The 17,336-nt window shown below is 57.1% G+C and carries 13 protein-coding genes; 6 read left to right on the top strand and 7 right to left on the bottom strand.

Annotation, left to right across the window (positions count from 1 at the left end):
* Nucleotides 1-3: 3 nt before the first annotated feature.
* The 4 genes from V7M64_RS03645 to V7M64_RS03630 form a co-directional block, all read right to left on the bottom strand.
* Complete coding sequence (locus V7M64_RS03645) at nucleotides 4-3,120, bottom strand: glycosyltransferase family 4 protein (protein WP_333677091.1); 3,117 nt, start codon at nucleotides 3,118-3,120, stop codon at nucleotides 4-6.
* Between the two features lie 37 nt (nucleotides 3,121-3,157).
* Nucleotides 3,158-4,570: an ABC transporter ATP-binding protein gene (locus V7M64_RS03640; RefSeq protein ID WP_333677089.1), complete on the bottom strand. Its 1,413-nt coding sequence runs from the start codon at nucleotides 4,568-4,570 to the stop codon at nucleotides 3,158-3,160.
* Entirely contained in the window at nucleotides 4,560-5,390 is an 831-nt protein-coding gene (locus V7M64_RS03635; RefSeq protein WP_333677087.1) for an ABC transporter permease, read from the bottom strand. Before V7M64_RS03635 ends, V7M64_RS03640 begins: the two co-directional genes overlap by 11 nt.
* Before the next feature lie 69 nt (nucleotides 5,391-5,459).
* Nucleotides 5,460-6,626, bottom strand: coding sequence for a PLP-dependent aspartate aminotransferase family protein (locus tag V7M64_RS03630; protein ID WP_333677116.1), 1,167 nt, complete (start codon nucleotides 6,624-6,626; stop codon nucleotides 5,460-5,462).
* A 192-nt stretch (nucleotides 6,627-6,818) separates the two neighbouring features.
* On the opposite strand from V7M64_RS03630, the gene rfbB reads away from it, so the two are divergent.
* The 6 genes from rfbB (at nucleotide 6,819) to V7M64_RS03600 (ending at nucleotide 13,137) form a co-directional block, all read left to right on the top strand.
* Entirely contained in the window at nucleotides 6,819-7,868 is a 1,050-nt protein-coding gene (gene rfbB / locus V7M64_RS03625) for a dTDP-glucose 4,6-dehydratase (protein WP_333677086.1), read from the top strand.
* Nucleotides 7,865-8,752: a glucose-1-phosphate thymidylyltransferase RfbA gene (gene rfbA, locus V7M64_RS03620; protein ID WP_333677085.1), complete on the top strand. Its 888-nt coding sequence runs from the start codon at nucleotides 7,865-7,867 to the stop codon at nucleotides 8,750-8,752. The genes rfbB and rfbA overlap by 4 nt, the downstream gene beginning before the upstream one ends.
* The gene (rfbC, locus tag V7M64_RS03615; protein ID WP_333677084.1) at nucleotides 8,749-9,306 is read left to right on the top strand and encodes a dTDP-4-dehydrorhamnose 3,5-epimerase; all 558 of its coding nucleotides are present in this window, start codon (nucleotides 8,749-8,751) and stop codon (nucleotides 9,304-9,306) included. Before rfbA ends, rfbC begins: the two co-directional genes overlap by 4 nt.
* Nucleotides 9,303-10,241, top strand: coding sequence for a dTDP-4-dehydrorhamnose reductase (gene rfbD / locus V7M64_RS03610; protein WP_333677083.1), 939 nt, complete (start codon nucleotides 9,303-9,305; stop codon nucleotides 10,239-10,241). Before rfbC ends, rfbD begins: the two co-directional genes overlap by 4 nt.
* Nucleotides 10,242-10,244: 3 nt before the next feature.
* On the top strand, nucleotides 10,245-11,657 hold the full coding sequence (locus tag V7M64_RS03605; protein ID WP_333677082.1) for a mannose-1-phosphate guanylyltransferase/mannose-6-phosphate isomerase: 1,413 nt from the start codon (nucleotides 10,245-10,247) through the stop codon (nucleotides 11,655-11,657).
* A 322-nt stretch (nucleotides 11,658-11,979) separates the two neighbouring features.
* Nucleotides 11,980-13,137, top strand: coding sequence for an alkaline phosphatase family protein (locus V7M64_RS03600; RefSeq protein WP_333677081.1), 1,158 nt, complete (start codon nucleotides 11,980-11,982; stop codon nucleotides 13,135-13,137).
* A 39-nt stretch (nucleotides 13,138-13,176) separates the two neighbouring features.
* Here the strand turns inward: V7M64_RS03600 and V7M64_RS03595 are convergent, their stop codons facing one another.
* The 3 genes from V7M64_RS03595 to V7M64_RS03585 form a co-directional block, all read right to left on the bottom strand.
* Nucleotides 13,177-15,582, bottom strand: a complete 2,406-nt coding sequence (locus V7M64_RS03595) for a TonB-dependent siderophore receptor (RefSeq protein ID WP_333677080.1) — start codon at nucleotides 15,580-15,582, stop codon at nucleotides 13,177-13,179.
* A 233-nt stretch (nucleotides 15,583-15,815) separates the two neighbouring features.
* Complete coding sequence (locus tag V7M64_RS03590) at nucleotides 15,816-16,811, bottom strand: FecR domain-containing protein (RefSeq protein WP_333677079.1); 996 nt, start codon at nucleotides 16,809-16,811, stop codon at nucleotides 15,816-15,818.
* Nucleotides 16,811-17,335 carry an RNA polymerase sigma factor gene (locus tag V7M64_RS03585; RefSeq protein ID WP_333677078.1) on the bottom strand — a complete coding sequence of 175 codons (525 nt, stop codon included), beginning with the start codon at nucleotides 17,333-17,335 and terminating at the stop codon, nucleotides 16,811-16,813. The genes V7M64_RS03590 and V7M64_RS03585 overlap by 1 nt, the downstream gene beginning before the upstream one ends.
* Nucleotide 17,336: the final 1 nt, after the last annotated feature.

Below are 17,336 nucleotides of genomic sequence, written 5' to 3'. Positions count from 1 at the left end.
TTACTACCCGACTTTTGACAGAGTGTCATCAATGAGCACAATCCATCGATTTACCTGCTGATCCTGATCAAACGTTTGCGCCACTTTTTCTCGACCAATAACTCCAAAACGTATACGCAACGCTTTGTCGTCTATGAGCCGCTCCATATATTCCGTCCATTCGCTCTCGCTATTGGCAAGAAATCCATTTTTTAGATGCTCGACAATTTCTGCGTTCACACCTACTGGAGAAGCAATGGTTGGCACGCCCGCTGCCATATATTGCAAAGCCTTAAAACCACATTTACCTCTCCCAATTTCGTCCTCGTCCACAGGCATTACCCCAATGTCCATGTCTTGCAGGTCGCTAAGTTCTCTATATAGAGCCCACTGGCGCCGACGAATAGGCAGCCCCTGCAGGCCGAACCATTGCAGCTGATATGGGCCTGCGGATACGACGAGAACTTCAATATTATAGCGCTTACTCAGCTCCTCGATTGGCTTCCTCAGCATTCTCAAATAGCTCAAATTGGCCGGATTGCCCACCCAACCAATTACTAGTCTTTTATCTTCCGAAACGGGTATTCTTTCGCTCGTCTGGTCTGGACACGTAGGGATTAGCGTGACATTGCTATTAAATTTTTGCGTGTAGTCGGCAAGATATGCGTTACCAACCACTATATGGTGAAAACGAGGAAGTATCTTCGGAAGCTCCTTAGCATACCTACTAAAGGCAAAGAGAGAATCGTCATAATCATAATAAACACGCGGATGCAACCGAATAACCAAACGCTCAAGCCACATCGGCCCCTCATAAAATAACTCATATTGAATCAAAACCGATCGATAAAATAAGCAACAGATAATACCATATAGCCTGACGGGAAAAATAATCGCATAGTAATAAAAATCCTTCAGGTAAGGATGTTCACCATAGAACAATGAAGAATAAAATATATCCCCCAACCATTCGTTAGAAGGGTAGAAAACCTTTGATTTAACTCCAAAAGCTCGCATGCGATCAAATAAGCGCGTCACTCTGAAGCGAGTAGATGCATTTCGCTTGGTCTGGTAAGCCAGGACAGCTATATCTCCTGAGCAATGAAGATGTCTCGCCGCCCAGCCGGCAAATAGAGCGAAAGGAAGTGCGGCGAGAAAACAAGATATCGAAATACTCCATACCATCAGCACAATGACTAACAACAGCAAATATGCAGGTACGCACCACAAATTTGCACGCAGGCGTCGCGGGAGAACTGGCGCCAATCGACGCCACATTGAATTAAATCGCCCCGTCCTCTCCGGATGAAAGGGATAACGAATAAGGTGTTGAAAATCGTCAACATGCCTTAAGCTCGAAAATTCCGCTCTCGCGTGCTCCAGGCCCTTGGATGCAAGATTGTGGCGCTCTTCTGGATTGCTTACTAGCTCATTGAGCAGGCGCGCCAACCCATCTACGTCCTCAGAGGCAAATACGAGGCCTGATTCACCGTTCTGCACGATTTCCGGCAATCCTCCACGATCAGAAACAATAGAAACCGCACCTAACGCCATAGACTCGAGAGCGACTCGACCGAAGGGTTCATCCCATCGCGATGGAGTCACATGAATATCTAGCGCAGATATTATGCGTCCTATGTCAGTTCGAAACCCCAAAAATAGCAATCTATCTTCAATACCCTGTTCGGCAGCAATGCGCCGCAGTTCAGCAACATATTCTGCATTCTCCAAAGTGCCAACAAGCACAAAACGGACATCGGGATGGTCTTTGGCCACAAGCCCCGCACTTCGTACGAAAATGTCCTGTCCCTTATCACTCGTAATCTGGCCAACGCAACCAACCAAAACTGTGCTCTCAGGTATCTTTAATTCACGACGCACTTCGGCGCGCGAATGTCGCCACCCCCCAAATTTATCGTCAATACAGTTATGTAATGTAATTGAACGAGTATAGGGACAACCTAGTTCCGCTATGCGCGCACGCGTGAATTCCGAGTTGCACACGACAAGACTAGAAAATCGTTTTAACACCCATATCTGGAATCGACTCCAGCGACTTACCCCAATAGTTTCCCTGAAGTGCCAAACTACAGGGACAACCAGCAACCTTCCAGCCAGAGCCGCATCAGGAGTAACCGCGACATTGATGTGAACTCGCGACACACGCTCGCGCACGATTAGGCCCATAATTGCGCCTATGGAAACGAGCAAGCGTACAAAATGACGACAAAGCGCGAACCGATTTGGACGCTGCATAAGCACCTGAGACAGTGGTGTGATATAGACATCCACTCCTATCGCTCTTGCGGCGTCGGCAAGCTGCCCCTCGCTCGGCACCAGTAATAGAGGCCTAAATTCCTTTCTATCGAGCCCTGCTAGCAATGTCAGCAAGCTTTGCGGGGCGCCGTTCAAACGGCATTCGTGCGAAACGAACAAAATTGCAGTGCGCGGATCGACGGGACGCGTCATTCCGCGGAACACTCTAAGTATGAGCAACATCGCATACATTGGCACCGTCCATGCTGCAAACAACGCGCCGTAAGCAATAGCTATCAAAAGCGGCTTTCGCTTAAAGTTCGCCTGAGATAACCAATAATCAATACGTCCATAGCGAGCAGAATGCTCAGCCATTTTTTCTTGAAGATGCGCTCTTTCCCCAAAGGATATTGAACAAAGCATTATTAAGGGATAAAAAATACCCCAAACAATTTTTTTTGCCCTCACAACGATAGCAGCGAGATTTGCACATAAAATAAGAGTCACATATATAGCCATATCCTTATCATATAAACGACGGACTTGGCGCGAAAAAAAATTGCCCGTATTAGTCAAATTGCCATCCTCTACAATTTTTACACTACCTGCTGACAGCAGATATGCAATAAAAAAACAGACTAAATTCCTAAACCGTCCGCCATTCGACGTCCAATCCACATAAGCGACCTTGTAGCGACCGAAACGGCTCACTAACAACGCAACAACCTCTTGTACGCGGACCGCAACAAGTACATTAGCATCCATTCCCTGAAGTGGAATTCTGGAGACGATCTCGGGGCGATCGTCCATGAGGCCGGCAACTTCACAAAATCTATCGAGGGAAAGACGTCCGGTCCATCCCACAATCACATTTTTGCTACTCATGCTTGAGCAATCCTGAAATCAGCACAATTTTCATTGCTTACCGGACTTCGTTGTCAATCGCGTTTCCGCACAAAGTAAGAAACTTGACTTCCGGGACAATACCTAAATTCACGAGACCGGTCGCGATCCGGTTAGGATCGGGCATAACCCTAAACATCGTCACATCGACTTGCCTGCACAAAAACGTTTCTTCTTCACCAACAACACCGACTACCCCTGCGTTCACAAAATACACGCCCGCTGCGAGACAACAGGTGAAACGAAAACCAACCTTGATTCGACTGCCTTTGTCTATGACCGATATCGCGTCCTGCTGCAACGCATTCGCGCCACCGCCAATCTCAAATCCAGTGACGGTCTTGACCATAAGACCAAAACGTACTCCGGCTGCGCTTTGAGAAAAGTGCACTTCGTAAGTGTAGATGTAGTCCTTCTCCGCGGCGATCACGTTCACTCGCCGACCCGACAATGTCTCAATATGAGGATCAACAATATCCACCCCCATGTTTGCATAGTGCACCGTGCTTACAGGACGCATGTGTTCGTCCAGGTAAGCTTGCTCGTCCTCTTGCTCAGTTGGCGAACCCGCCAAAAATCTGGTGTAGTTGTGATTCTGCACCAAGGAATCACTATCCAGAGCTTTGCTACCCTGCATTTCCGAACGCAATCTCGCCCTTATTTCCACAACTTTCTCTTGCGGCGCAAAAAGCATCTTGTGATATTTTGCAACAACTTCTCGCGGGGGGCCCAAGGCAATAATTTCGCCACGATCAAGCAATATCGCTCGATTGCATAACTCTGTAACGATACCGGCAGAATGTGAGACGAAGAGAACTGTAACTCCTGAGTCTCGAAGAGCGTTGATTCTAGCAAAACACTTGCGCTGGAATGCCTCGTCTCCGACTGATAGGGCCTCGTCTACGATCAGGATTTCCGGAGTTACGTGAATAGCCACCGCGAAAGCTAAACGCACATACATGCCGCTCGAATAGCTTTTCACCGGCTGGTCAATGTACTCGCCAATATCGGCGAAATCTGCAATTTCATCAAATCGCGCTGCAATTTCCTCTCGACTTAAGCCCAATACCGTTCCGTTCAGAAAGACATTCTCACGACCGGTAAACTCAGGATTGAAGCCTGCGCCCAATTCTAGGAGCGCCGCTATGCGTCCTTTTACAAATACCTCTCCGTTAGTTGCGGAAAGGATGCCGCAAATTACCTGCAATAAGGTCGACTTACCTGAGCCATTTCGCCCGACAATGCCAATGGTTTCACCTTTTGGAATGTCCATCGAAATATTTTGAAGCGCCCAAAATTTCTTGTACCATCGCTCCTTATCTCTTGGCGGAGAAAGCATCTGCACCAGCCGATGATGAGGACTTTTATATATAGGAAACATTTTGCTGACATCTTTCAAGGAGATGATCAGATCTTCGCTTTTAGAGGACATCAGCAAACCCCCTCCGAGCGACCTGAAACATTCCGAAACCGACGATCATTACAATAACTGCCACAAGGGAATACTCGAGTAGTCCGATCCAATCCGGGTAACGCCCCCATAGGGCAACTTCACGAGCCTGATCTATAATAAACGTAATTGGGTTGAGCTTGAATAACGGCTGATAATTCGCCGGCAACGCGGAAATCGGCACCATTGCAGAGGACAAGAAAAACATGGCGGTCGAGATCACCCCAGTCACCTGAGAAATGTCCCGAAAGTAGACACCAAGCGCTGCGAATATCCAGCCGATACCGATTGCCAACAGTACTAGTGGAAACATGACTACAGGAAAAAGGAAAACTAAGAACGATAGGTGACCATCAAGGAAATAGTGAAGTGCAATGAACACCACCATATTCATTAAACTGTGAAATATCGCACCCGCTGCCATTGACCATGGCAATATCTCGAGCGGAAAAATAACTCGCTTCACAAAATTCACGTTATCCGTGATTAAGGTCGCAGACCGACTCAAACATTCCGCAAAGAATCCGTGCACAATCAATCCTACAAAAAGAATCATTGCGAAGCTTGCTGATCCATTAGAGGTTTGAGGCCATCGACTTTTAAGAATGCTGCCAAATGCAAACGTGTAGATCGATAAAGTGAGGAACGGACTGATCAGAGACCAAAGCAGGCCAAAACTAGATCCTCGGTAGCGCCCCAGTACATCTCGTTTGGAGAGCTCCCTAGTGAGAGATATATGAGTTGTGAGCGCAGAGATTATAAGCCCCCACTGTATTATTCTTCTTTTAACTTTAACTTCCACAATTATTACCTAAATTTAAGGCTTCGATCGTCCCGCTATCAAGCGCGCCATCCGCTAGCGTGATAGCCCCTAGCCCAACGAATGGTCAAGCTCGCTTTTTAAATCTCCAATATCTTCGATCCCCACAGATAGCCTTACCAAGCCATCAGTTATGCCCAGCTTGCGACGGTGGAGTCGTGGTAAGGACGCATGAGTCATAGTCGATGGTTGTTCTATTAAGCTTTCCACCCCCCCCAAAGACTCAGCCAAGGCAAACAGTTGGCATCGTCCGAGCATTCTACGCACACTCTTTCCGCCGCCAGCGAGTTCAATTGAAATTATACCTCCGAAACCATTCATTTGTCGGATCGCTAACCGGTATTGCGGGTGACTCTTTAGACCTGGATAAATTACTCTTTTAACGGCCGGATGTTGCTCAAGCCAGCGCGCCAATTCTAATGCTCGTTCGCAATGTGCCTTCATGCGTAGATGCAGGGTCTTCAATCCACGCATCGCTAAGAAAGCGTCAAATGGTCCGGCTATTGCCCCGACAGAGTTCTGTAGAAAACCTATCCGCTCTGCAAGCCCTGCGCTGCCTGCAACAACGATTCCACCAACCATATCTGAATGTCCGTTGAGGTATTTGGTTGCTGAATGCAGAACCAGATCGGCGCCATGCTCCAACGGACGTTGCAAGATCGGCGAACAGAAAGTGTTATCCACCACAAAAGTCAACCCATGCTTCTTTGCGAAACGGGCAACATTGGCAAGGTTCACCAACTTCAGCATTGGATTAGTAGGAGTCTCGGCCCAGATCATGCGCGTATTGGGTTTCAACGCAGCTTTCAGGGCATTCCCGTCATTGAGATCGATGAAGCTGAAATCCAACCCGGCAGATCGGCGCCGCACCCGCTCGAACAGCCGGTAGCTGCCACCATAGAGGTCGTCCATCGCGATTACATGACTGCCGGAATCGAGCAGATCGAGTACGGTGGCCGCGGCGGCCAGGCCCGAGCTAAAAGCAAACCCGGCTACGCCGCCCTCCAGATCTGCCACACAGCGCTCATAGGCCATGCGCGTGGGATTTTGCGTGCGCGAATATTCGTAACCCTTATGTTTTCCGGGGCTCTGCTGCACATAGGTAGAGGTGGCGTAAATGGGCGTCATGATGGCGCCTGTACTGGGATCAGGCTCTTGGCCGGCGTGTATGGCTCGCGTCCCCAAGCCGCGTAAGCGGCGCTTGTTGGCTGATTTCATGTTGTCGAAGCCCCAGATCCAGGTGGGTGGCAAATCAGACATGTTACCGATTTGGCTCTGAATCTTCATGAGTCGCAGCACCCATCCTTTGAGAACCCTGTCGCTTACCCCACCCCACCCCACCCCATCCCGCCCGCGCTGACCATTGCCCTTGGCTCTATGACAAAATAATCGACCCATTTGGAGCCATACATGAAAACATTGCTCGTCACCGGCGGAGCCGGTTTTATTGGGGCCAATTTCGTCCTTCAAGCGGTTGCGGATGGCCTGCGCGTGGTGAATCTGGACAAGCTCACCTACGCCGGCAACCTCGATACGCTCGAGTCTCTGAATGGTAACGACAAGCATATCTTCGTGCAGGGCGACATCGGTGATCGCGCCCTTGTCGGCACGTTGCTGCAGCAATATCGCCCTTCCGCGATCGTGAATTTCGCCGCCGAATCACATGTCGACCGCTCCATTGACGGTCCCGCCGCATTTGTCGAGACCAACGTGGTCGGCACCTTGGGCCTGCTGGAAACCGCAAGAGATTACTGGCGCAGCCTGGCCGGTTCCGACGGGGACGCTTTTCGCTTTCTGCACGTCTCCACCGACGAGGTATACGGCTCGCTCGGGGAGGAAGGCAAGTTCACCGAAACCACTCCCTACGCCCCCAACTCACCCTACTCCGCCTCCAAGGCCGCCTCGGATCACCTGGTCCGCGCTTTCCATCACACCTACGGCCTGCCCACCCTCACCACCAACTGCTCGAACAACTATGGGCCTTATCAGTTCCCCGAAAAGCTGATTCCACTGGTGATCCAGAAGGCCATGGCCGGCGAACCGCTGCCGGTCTACGGCGATGGCCTGAACATCCGCGACTGGCTGTTTGTTGGCGACCATTGCAGCGCCATCCGCCGCGTGCTGGAAGGTGGCCGGGTGGGCGAAACGTACAACGTGGGTGGCAACGCCGAGCGCAACAACATCACGGTGGTGAAGACGATCTGCGCCTTGCTGGATGCCAAGAAGCCGCTGCCCGATGGGCGCAAGCACGAATCACTTATTACTTATGTCAAGGATCGTCCCGGCCACGATCGCCGCTATGCAATCGATGCCAGCAAGCTGCAACGAGAACTGGGCTGGCAGCCCTCGCATAGCTTCGAAGCCGGTATCGAGGCCACTGTCGACTGGTATCTCGCCAACCGTCCGTGGGTCCAGCGCGTACTCGACGGCAGCTACCGCATGGAGCGCCTGGGCGTATGAGCGCACGCAAGGGCATCATCCTGGCCGGCGGTTCCGGCACGCGGCTTTATCCGATTACCCAGGCCGTCAGCAAGCAGCTGTTGCCGGTCTACGACAAGCCAATGATCTTCTATCCGCTAGCCACCCTGATGCTGGCGGGCATTCGCGAAGTGCTGGTGATCAACACGCCGCATGAGCAGGCCTTGTTCCAGCGCTTGCTCGGCGACGGCTCGCAGTGGGGCATCGACATCCGCTATGCCGTGCAGCCTTCGCCGGATGGTTTGGCGCAGGCGTTCCTCATCGGCAAGGACTTCATTGGCAACTCCCCGAGCTGCCTGGTCCTGGGTGACAACATTTTCTACGGGGTAGGCCTGACGGAACGCCTGAAGCGCGCTGACGCACGCCAGGAAGGCGCGACGGTGTTCGGTTATTTCGTGCGGGATCCGGAGCGCTATGGCGTGGCCGAGTTCGATGCCAGCGGCCGCGTGATCGGGCTGGAAGAAAAGCCCAGCAAGCCCAAGTCGCATTACGCCGTGACCGGCCTGTATTTCTATGACTCACGCGTGTGCGATTACGCCGCCGAGCTGAAGCCGTCTCCGCGGGGCGAGCTGGAGATCACCGATCTCAATCGCCGCTATCTGGAAGACAACTCGCTGCACCTGGAACAACTTGGCCGCGGCTATGCCTGGCTGGATACCGGCACGCATGAGTCGCTGATGGAAGCCGGCAACTACATCCAGACGATCGAAAACCGCCAGGGCCTGAAGGTGTGCTGCCCCGAAGAGGTGGCCTACAACAACGGCTGGATCGATGCCGAGCAGGTCAAGCGCCTCGCCGCGCCGCTGCTCAAAACCGGCTACGGCCAATATCTCATGCATCTTGTTGAACAGGGTCTCGTCAAATGAAGGTCATCCAGACCTCCTTGCCGGGCGCCGTCGTGATCGAGCCCCAGGTGTTCGGTGATGCGCGCGGCTTCTTCTACGAAAGCTATAACCAGGCCAAGTATCACGCTGCCGGCATCACCTCCACCTTCATTCAAAGCAACGTTTCGCGCTCGGCAAACGGCGTGCTGCGCGGCTTGCATTACCAGTGGCCGAATCCGCAGGGCAAGCTCGTCAGCGTGCTGGAGGGCGAGGTCTACGATGTGGCGGTCGATATCCGCCGTGGCTCGCCCACGTTTGGACAGTGGGCTGGGGTGATGCTCAGCGCGGAAAACCATCGGCACTTCTGGATTCCGGAAGGCTTTGCCCATGGCTTCTGCGTGCTGTCCGAGCACGCCACGTTCAGCTATCAGTGCACCGCGCTGTACGACGCGAAAGCCGATGCCAGCGTTCGCTGGGACGACGCGGCGCTTGCCATCGATTGGCCCATCAGCGCGCCCCAGCTTTCCGAAAAAGACCTCAAGGCCCCCTTTCTGGCCGACATTCCCACGGAACGCTTGCCCGTATTCGCCGAATGAACAACATCCTGCTGCTTGGTGCGAACGGCCAGCTCGGTCGCAGTTTTCTCGAACATCCAGAACTTTCAAAGCTAGGCAACGTCATCGCAGCCAGCCGCGATGGCACGCGCCTTGATGGCGGCCCAGCCGAAGTGGCTGATCTTTCCTCACCTGCCACGCTGTTGGCGCTGCTGGAGAAAGTGCAGCCCACCATCGTCATCAATACGGCCGCCTACACGGCCGTCGACCGCGCCGAGCAGGAAGAATCGCTGGCCACCACGGTAAATGGCGAGGCCGTGGCGGTTGTGGCGCGCTGGGCTGCGACCCATCATGCCCTGGTCGTGCATTACTCCACCGACTATGTCTTCGACGGGCAGGCCACCGCCCCTTACCCGGCCCACGCAGCCACGGCACCGCTCGGCGCGTACGGCCGCAGCAAATTGGCCGGCGAGCAGGCCTTGCAAGCCAGCGGCACCGCATACCTCCTCTTTCGCACTGCCTGGGTGTATGCGCCGCACGGCCACAATTTCCTGCGCACGATGCTGCGACTGGGCGCCGACCGCGAGGAGCTTCGCGTGGTGGCGGATCAATATGGCGCGCCCACGAGCACGGACACCATCGTGAACGCGACGCTCGCGGCGCTGACCGCTTGGCAAGATGCCGATGCCAAGCAGCGTGCAGCCATGCAGGGCATCCACCACCTCGTTGCCAGCGGCCACACCAGCTGGCACGGCTTTGCCAGCGCCATCTTCGAGAAGGCCCACGCTCGCGGGCTGCTTCCACGCATCCCGCGTGTGTTGCCGATCACCACGGCCGAATACCCCACGCCCGCCAAACGCCCCGCCTGGTCCGTGCTGGATAACCGAAGTTTTCAGCAATGGTTCGGTCATGCTCTTGCCGATTGGCAGGAAGGCCTGGACCATGTCATCGACACTCTTGCAAAGCAGGTTCGTTGAATCATGCTGATCCCCTTGATCCTTAGCGGCGGCAGCGGCACACGCCTGTGGCCCGTCTCGCGCCGGAACCTTCCCAAGCAGTTTCTTTCCCTGAGTGGCGACGGCACCCTGTTCCAGCAAACGGTCGCGCGCACGAGAAAGCTGCCCGAGATCACCCCGCCCATCATCGTCGCCAGCGAAGATCATCGCTTCCTTGCCGCCGACCAGTTGTTGGAAGCCGGGATCAAGAACGCGACCATCCTGCTGGAACCCGCCGCCCGCAACACCGCCCCCGCCATCGCCCTGGGCGCCTTGAAAGCCGTCGAGCGCGATCCGCAGGCCCTCCTGCTGGTGCTCCCCGCCGACCACCTGATCGGCGACACCAAAAGCTTCGTCAATGCAGTGCAGCAAGCGCTGCCCGCCGCCCGCGAGGGCTGGCTGGTCACCTTCGGCATCCGCCCGGATCGCCCGGAGACCGGCTTTGGCTATATCCGCCGGGCCGAATCCATCGGCGGCGGGGCATTCCGGGTGGAGCGCTTCGTGGAGAAGCCGGATCTGGCCACCGCCGAGGGCTATGTGAAGGACGGCGGCTATGACTGGAACTCAGGCATGTTCCTGTTCAAGGCGGCCCGCTATCTGGAAGAGCTGGGGCAGCACGCCCCAGAGATGCTGGAGGCGGTGCGCAAGGCCTACGCCACCGGGCATGGCGACCTGGATTTCGTGCGTGTGGATGCCGAAGCCTTTGCCAAGGTGCCGGACAACTCCATCGATTACGCGGTGATGGAAAAAACCTCGCGCGCTGCGGTGGTGCCGGTGAGCTGCGCATGGAGCGACATCGGGTCGTGGTCGGCCCTATGGCTGTCGGGCCAGCATGACGAGCAAGGCAATCAGCGCGAAGGCGATACGTTGACGGTCAACACGCGCAACTCGCTGCTGCGCTCGCATGACCGCCACATGATCGCCACTGTCGGCGTGGACGACCTGATCGTGGTAAGCACGCCGGATGCCACGCTCGTCGCGCATCGCAATGCCGCGCAGGACGTGAAGAAGGTGGTCGATCAGCTCAAGGCTTCCGGCCGCACCGAGCATTCGTTCCACCGTGTGGTGCATCGTCCGTGGGGCAGCTATGACTCGCTGGAAGCGGGCGGGCGTTTCCAGGTGAAGCGCATCGTGGTGAAGCCGGGCGCGAGCCTGAGCCTGCAGAAGCATCACCATCGCGCCGAGCACTGGATCGTGGTGTCCGGCACAGCTGAAGTTACCTGCGATGAGAAGGTGTTCCTGCTGGCGGAGAACCAGAGCACCTACATCCCGCTCGGCAGCGTGCATCGCCTGCGCAACCCGGGCAAGGTGCCGCTGGAGTTGATCGAGGTGCAGTCCGGCAGCTATCTGGGTGAAGACGATATCGTGCGCTTCGATGATGTGTACGGCCGTGCTTGATTCGCCTTGCTTACATCTTGCGCGACGTAGGGTCGGGATTCATGCCTCCTTGCTTCATCGTCGTCCCGGCGAAAGCCGGACGTAGCGCGAAGCGCGCAGAACGTCCGAATGGACGATCCCGAAGGTGTGAGCGAAGCGAGTCACCCCGCGTCTTTGATACCCGTTAAAGCCACTGGGCCCCGGCTTTCGCCGGGGTGACGAATCATTCGCGCATACATATCCGGATGGCGCATAGACCTTACGACTTGATCCTGCCGCCCAAGGCGGCTGCAATAGCCCTCGCGCTCGCACGTGCGAACTGCCATCGCCCAAGGATCTTCGGATGTCCCGTCTATCAAGCCTTTCCCGCCTGCGTCACCCGCTGACGCGCATCCACCTTTCGCTCATCGCCCTGCTCGCTGCGCTGTGCGTATCGGCAAGCGGCCTTGCCGCAGCCCCAGCCACCCTGCCCCCGATCCGGCACGTCTTCGTCATCATGCTGGAGAATGAGTCTTACCCCGTCACGTTCGGCCCGCAGTCGATCGCGCCCTATCTTGCCCGCGAGCTGCCCAAGCAAGGCGCGCTGTTGCCCAACTACTACGGCGTCGGCCACTACAGCCTGGACAACTACATCGCGATGATCAGTGGCCAGGCGCCCAATCCGGACACGCAAGCCGATTGCAGCATCTATAACGAGTTCGTGCCCAGCGCGAAAAAGCCGGATGCGAACGGGCAATGGCCGGGCACCGGCTGCGTCTATCCCAAGGGCGTAAGCACCCTCGCCAACCAGCTCACCGACGCCGGCTTCAGCTGGAAGGCGTACATGGAAGACATGGGCAAGGATCCCGCGCGCGAATCGGCAACGTGCGGCCATCCGGTCATCGGCACGCCGGACGTCACCGAGCGTGCCACGGCGCAAGACCAGTACGCCACCAGGCACAACCCGTTCATGTACTTCCACGCCATCATCGACAAGAAAAAGTACTGCGACACCCGCGTGGTGAATCTCGATCACCTCGACAATGACCTCGCCAAGCTCGGCAGCACACCCAACTTCGTCTACGTCACGCCGAATCTTTGCCATGACGGCCACGATGCGCCTTGCAAGAATGGCGAACCCGGCGGCCTGATTTCCGCCGATGCGTTCCTGCGCACCTGGGTGCCGCGCATCGTCAACTCACCGGCATTCAAGAAGGATGGCCTGCTGGTCATCACCTTCGACGAAGGCAACGATGGCACCGCCTGCTGCAACGAACAGCCGCTGCCCGGCGGTCCGCAACCGGGCGGCAAGATCGGCCCCGGCGGCGGCCGCATCGGCGCCGTCTTGCTTTCGCCCTACATTGCACCCGGCACGCGATCCGAGACGGAATACAACCACTACAGCCTGCTGCGCACGCTGGAAGATATCTTCAGCGTCTCGCATCTCGGATATGCACAGGACAATGGACTGCATACCTTCGGCAGCGATGTCTTCACTGCGCAGCCGGGCAACAAGCAATAAGCGCTAGACCGAGACGAGCTCCGCAGGCTGTCGGTGCGATCAAAAATCCACGGTCCCGCTCAACATAACCGTCCGATGATCATCCAGCGGCACAAACGTTTCATTGAACGTCGGGCTGTATAGATTCCGCGCAAGGATGTTGCGCATGCCGAGCGCCACGCTCCAATGCGGCGCTCGGTAGAACACATTCATATCCACCCTCGCCTGCCCCGGGATCTGGATGTACGCGCTGTCGTCGGACATCTGCCCGACGCTGCGGCTGCGTGCCAGCACGCCGCCCGCCACGCCGAATCCGCGCAGCCAGCCGCGCTGAAATGCGTAGCTCGCCCACAGGTTGAAACGCTGCTGCGCTTCCCCGGTGGCTTCGCTGCCATCGTTGTTGTGCACCGAGGCGCGCGTGTAGGCGGTGCTGAGATTCAATCCCGGCGCCAGCTGCCCGTTGAATTCAATCTCGATACCCTGGTTCGATTGCCCCGGTCCGCTGACGACGTAGTACGGCGGCTGCAGCGAGACCAGATCGTTGCTGTGGTCAAGCATGATGCGATAGGCAGCCACCGTCAGGCGCGCGCGATGCTGGAACAGGTCGAGCTTTGCGCCGGCTTCAATTTGCCGCGATAGCGACGGCGGCAAGGGCGTGTTGTTCTTGCCCAGATCCACATCCGGCTGGAAGCCGTTGGACGTATTGGCATACAGCGACATGCTGGGCGTCAGCTTGTAGACCAGCCCGAAGTTGGGCACCCAATGCACCTTGTGCAGGTTCCAGGGCGTGCCGTCCGCGTGCGTGGTGTCCAGCTGATAGCTGGTGCGGCGCACCGCCAGCAATGCTTCCCAGCGGCTGCCGAGATTGATCTGGTCCTGCAGGAACACACCGGTTTCCGTGGTCCACGGTGTGTCTGGCACATAGGCGTTGAGATAGTCGCTGGACGATATCTGGGAAGCCGGCGCCTGCAGCGGCCCGCTGCTGAAAAGGTTGTAACTCATGCCGGCGCCGGCACTGCTGAAAGCATCGATGCCGCCGCCGATCTGGATGCGCGAATAGTCAACGCCCAGCATGACCGTGTGCTGCATCCAGCCGTGCCCGAACGCACCCACGATGTCGTTCTGCAAGGTGTAATACGCGTCGGAGACACGGTAGTGCTGGCCCACTGCGTCCGCATCGCCCCCAAGGTCCATGCCGCTCACCAGCCAGTTCTGCAAATCCATCGCCTCGCGCACGTATTGCGCGCGGCTGCGTAACGTCCAGGTATCGTCGAAGCGATGCTCCAGCAGATAGAACAGCCGCCGCGTTTCCACTGAGCTGTGGTCGTTCGGATTGTCCAGCAAGATCCCAGGGGGCGAGGCCGATCCCACCGTATCCCCAAGCAACACCACGTGATCGGGGATCGGCACGTGATTCATCATCCACGACATGCCGGCGATGAATGTCGTATTCGGCGTTGACCAGCCGATGGACGGTGCAACGTAGCGATTGCGCTGCCCGCGCATGCCTTGCGGCGTGCTGTCGGCCATGTCGCCATTCAATATCAGCCGGTACGTCAACGATTTGCTGTCGTTCAATGGGCCAGCCAGGTCCACGCCAAGCTGTTTTTCCCCATGCTCTCCGAGCGACCACATGGCTTGGCGCACCGGCTCGCTTTGCGGCTTTTTCAGGATGACGTCGATCAGCCCGCCGAAGTTGTTGTAAGCCGACGTATCGCCGAGCACGGCCTGCGGCCCTTTCAGCACTTCGACGCGTTCAAGCGCCACCATCGGCGGATAGTCGCCAATGCCCAGCACATTGTTCGGCATGCCATCGGTCATGCCGTTGCCGGCGATGAACCCGCGCACGTCGAACACCGGCAATCCGGCGGTGCCATCCACGTATTGCGCGCCGGCCACGTTGCGGATGGCATCGGCAATGGTCAGCACTTGCTCCGATTGCAGCAGGCTCTGGGTAACCACGCTGACCGATTCGGGCACATCCAGCGGATCGGCCAGCATGCGCCCGGGACCGCTGGTGACGTCGGCCATGAAGCCCGCGTCACGCCCTACCAGTCCGATCGCCTGGATCGGCGGCAACAAGATCGTGGTCGATTCCTCAGCGGACGGACGTTTGGACGTCTGAACGGCAACCGTCGCGCGCGGCTTGACCACTACCGTACGCGCATCGACGAAGGTGAAGCACCTATCCGTGCCATCCAGCAGACGCGTCAATGCCGCTTCTGGCGAGAGCGTACCGATCACTTCGTGCGAGCGCAGCGCATCCACCGTCTGGCCGGCGGTCAATACCTGCACGTTGGCCTGCTTGCCGAAGGCGATCAACGCCGTGGCCAGCGATTGCGCCGGTATCTCGAAACGCACGCCAACCGATTGCTCCGCTGCATGAACCGGTAAAGCACCCGCCGTCCATACAACCATCCCCATTGTCAGGCCGCCGAAAGCCGGCAGCCAGGCAAATCGCCTCATGGCATGCGTCAACTCTGCGCTAAAGCAAGAGTGTGACACGCAGCTTGTCAGTTGGCATCACCCGCAGGTCATAAAAGACTGCGCAACTGGCTAGCTTGCGGCAGGCTTGCAAGGAGCGCTATATGGCCATCATTCCCGCGAAAGCGGGAATCCATTTGCTCTGATGCAAAAGCAAAAGATGGATTCCCGCTTTCGCGGGAATGACGGCCATGGGGTTACCTGTTACGGCATATCTACCGGGCAGCATGCTTTGCATCGGAAAGCACCACCTGTCCGGCCTGCTTGTTCACCTGCAACGGAAACACTTCCTGCAAAGCATCCAGCCAGCTGTCGATCGCATCGGTGTGGATGGTGCCGGTGTAAGTCAGCCCATTCAGATTCGCATCCGCGACGTGCAGCGGCGTGCCGGTATAACGGTTGAGATTCGCAATCACCACGCCCAGCGGTTCGTCGATGAATTCAAGGCGGTTGCTGCGCCATGCCGTGGCCAACGCTGGCGAAACGGTATCGACCGTCATGCTTAACGCATTGGGGTCGTAGGACACGCGTTGCCCAGCCCGCGCTTCCAGCGTATCGCTCGACCTCGCGTTCGCGCGCCGGTCGGCAATCGCCACGCGACCTTGCGTCACCGCCACCATCACCCGATCGCCCGTGCGGCGCACGTCAAAGGCGGTGCCGATGTCGCGCACCGTGACGTTGCCCACCGTCACCACGAAAGGCCGACGGCTGTCGTGTACCACCTCGAAATAAGCCTCACCGCTGCGCACTTCGATCGCACGTTCCTGGCTGCCGTACTTCACGCTCAGCGTGGAGTCCGCACCCAGCGCCACCTTGGTGCCATCTGGCAAGCTGAAGTTGCGGTTCTGTGCGATGCCGCTTTGGTAAACCTGTGCAGTTGCCTGCGGCGCCCGTTGCGTCCAGCCGATGTAGCACGCAGCGCCCAGCATCACGGCGGCGATGGATGCCGCCGCTGCCAGCGGCAGCCAGCGCCGTTGCGGGCGGGCCGGCCGCGCAAAAACCTCGGCCAGCCGATGACGTAATACCTGGTCCAGTGACCCGAGCTGCTCGGCCAGCGCGCTTACCTGTTCGAACGCCTGCAGGTGACGCTCGTCTTCGTTCGTCCACGCCAGCCATTGCTCGACGAGGTCATCGCCCGCGTTCGGCTCGCGCAAGCGTGTCCACCATTCCGCGGCGACCTGCATGGTTTGATCCTGCTGTTTGCTTGCCATCACGGCACCTCCGTCTGGTCGACACGCGCACGGCAATGAGCCAGCGCGTTGGCAACGTGGTAGCGCACCATGCGCTCGCTGAGTTTCATGGTTTGGGCGACATGGCTGAAATCGCGCCCCTCGACAACGTGCATCACAAAGGCTTGCGCGGTCTTGGCCGGCAATTCGCTCAAGGCGCGGCGCACACCGGCCACCTGCTCCACCGCCACCGCATGATGGGCCGGACTGTGTTCGTCCACCGCCTCATCATGCGATTGCACGACCGCAAACTCGCTGCGCACCTTGCGCTTGCGCAGGCGGTCGATGGCGAGATTGCCCGCCACCTTGAACAGGTAGCCGCGCAGCGAATCGACTTCCTCGCGGTTGTCCATGGTGAGCATGCGCAAATACGCTTCCTGCGCGACTTCCTGCGCATCCGACAAGGAGTTGAGGCGGCATTGCAGAAAGGCGATCAGCGCGCGGTTCTGCTCGCGGAACAGCCTCTCGACGTCGCTGACATGCACGGATAGCGTCACGGCGCTCATA

The organism is Dyella sp., from assembly GCF_036746095.1.
In the GTDB taxonomy this organism is placed as follows: Bacteria; Pseudomonadota; Gammaproteobacteria; order Xanthomonadales; family Rhodanobacteraceae; genus Dyella_B.
The sequence above is the reverse complement of the archived record's forward strand: the minus strand, read 5'-3'. Positions and strand labels throughout refer to the sequence as shown.

Excerpts from the sequence above, each read along its gene's own strand:
- V7M64_RS03645 (WP_333677091.1), bottom strand. The coding sequence starts at position 3,120 with ATGAGTAGCAAAAATGTGATTGTGGGATGGACCGGACGTCTTTCCCTC.
- V7M64_RS03640 (WP_333677089.1), bottom strand. The coding sequence starts at position 4,570 with ATGTCCTCTAAAAGCGAAGATCTGATCATCTCCTTGAAAGATGTCAGC.
- V7M64_RS03630 (WP_333677116.1), bottom strand. The coding sequence starts at position 6,626 with ATGAAATCAGCCAACAAGCGCCGCTTACGCGGCTTGGGGACGCGAGCC.
- rfbB (WP_333677086.1), top strand. The coding sequence starts at position 6,819 with ATGAAAACATTGCTCGTCACCGGCGGAGCCGGTTTTATTGGGGCCAAT.
- rfbA (WP_333677085.1), top strand. The coding sequence starts at position 7,865 with ATGAGCGCACGCAAGGGCATCATCCTGGCCGGCGGTTCCGGCACGCGG.
- rfbC (WP_333677084.1), top strand. The coding sequence starts at position 8,749 with ATGAAGGTCATCCAGACCTCCTTGCCGGGCGCCGTCGTGATCGAGCCC.
- rfbD (WP_333677083.1), top strand. The coding sequence starts at position 9,303 with ATGAACAACATCCTGCTGCTTGGTGCGAACGGCCAGCTCGGTCGCAGT.
- V7M64_RS03605 (WP_333677082.1), top strand. The coding sequence starts at position 10,245 with ATGCTGATCCCCTTGATCCTTAGCGGCGGCAGCGGCACACGCCTGTGG.
- V7M64_RS03600 (WP_333677081.1), top strand. The coding sequence starts at position 11,980 with ATGTCCCGTCTATCAAGCCTTTCCCGCCTGCGTCACCCGCTGACGCGC.
- V7M64_RS03595 (WP_333677080.1), bottom strand. The coding sequence starts at position 15,582 with ATGAGGCGATTTGCCTGGCTGCCGGCTTTCGGCGGCCTGACAATGGGG.
- V7M64_RS03590 (WP_333677079.1), bottom strand. The coding sequence starts at position 16,811 with ATGGCAAGCAAACAGCAGGATCAAACCATGCAGGTCGCCGCGGAATGG.
- V7M64_RS03585 (WP_333677078.1), bottom strand. The coding sequence starts at position 17,335 with ATGAGCGCCGTGACGCTATCCGTGCATGTCAGCGACGTCGAGAGGCTG.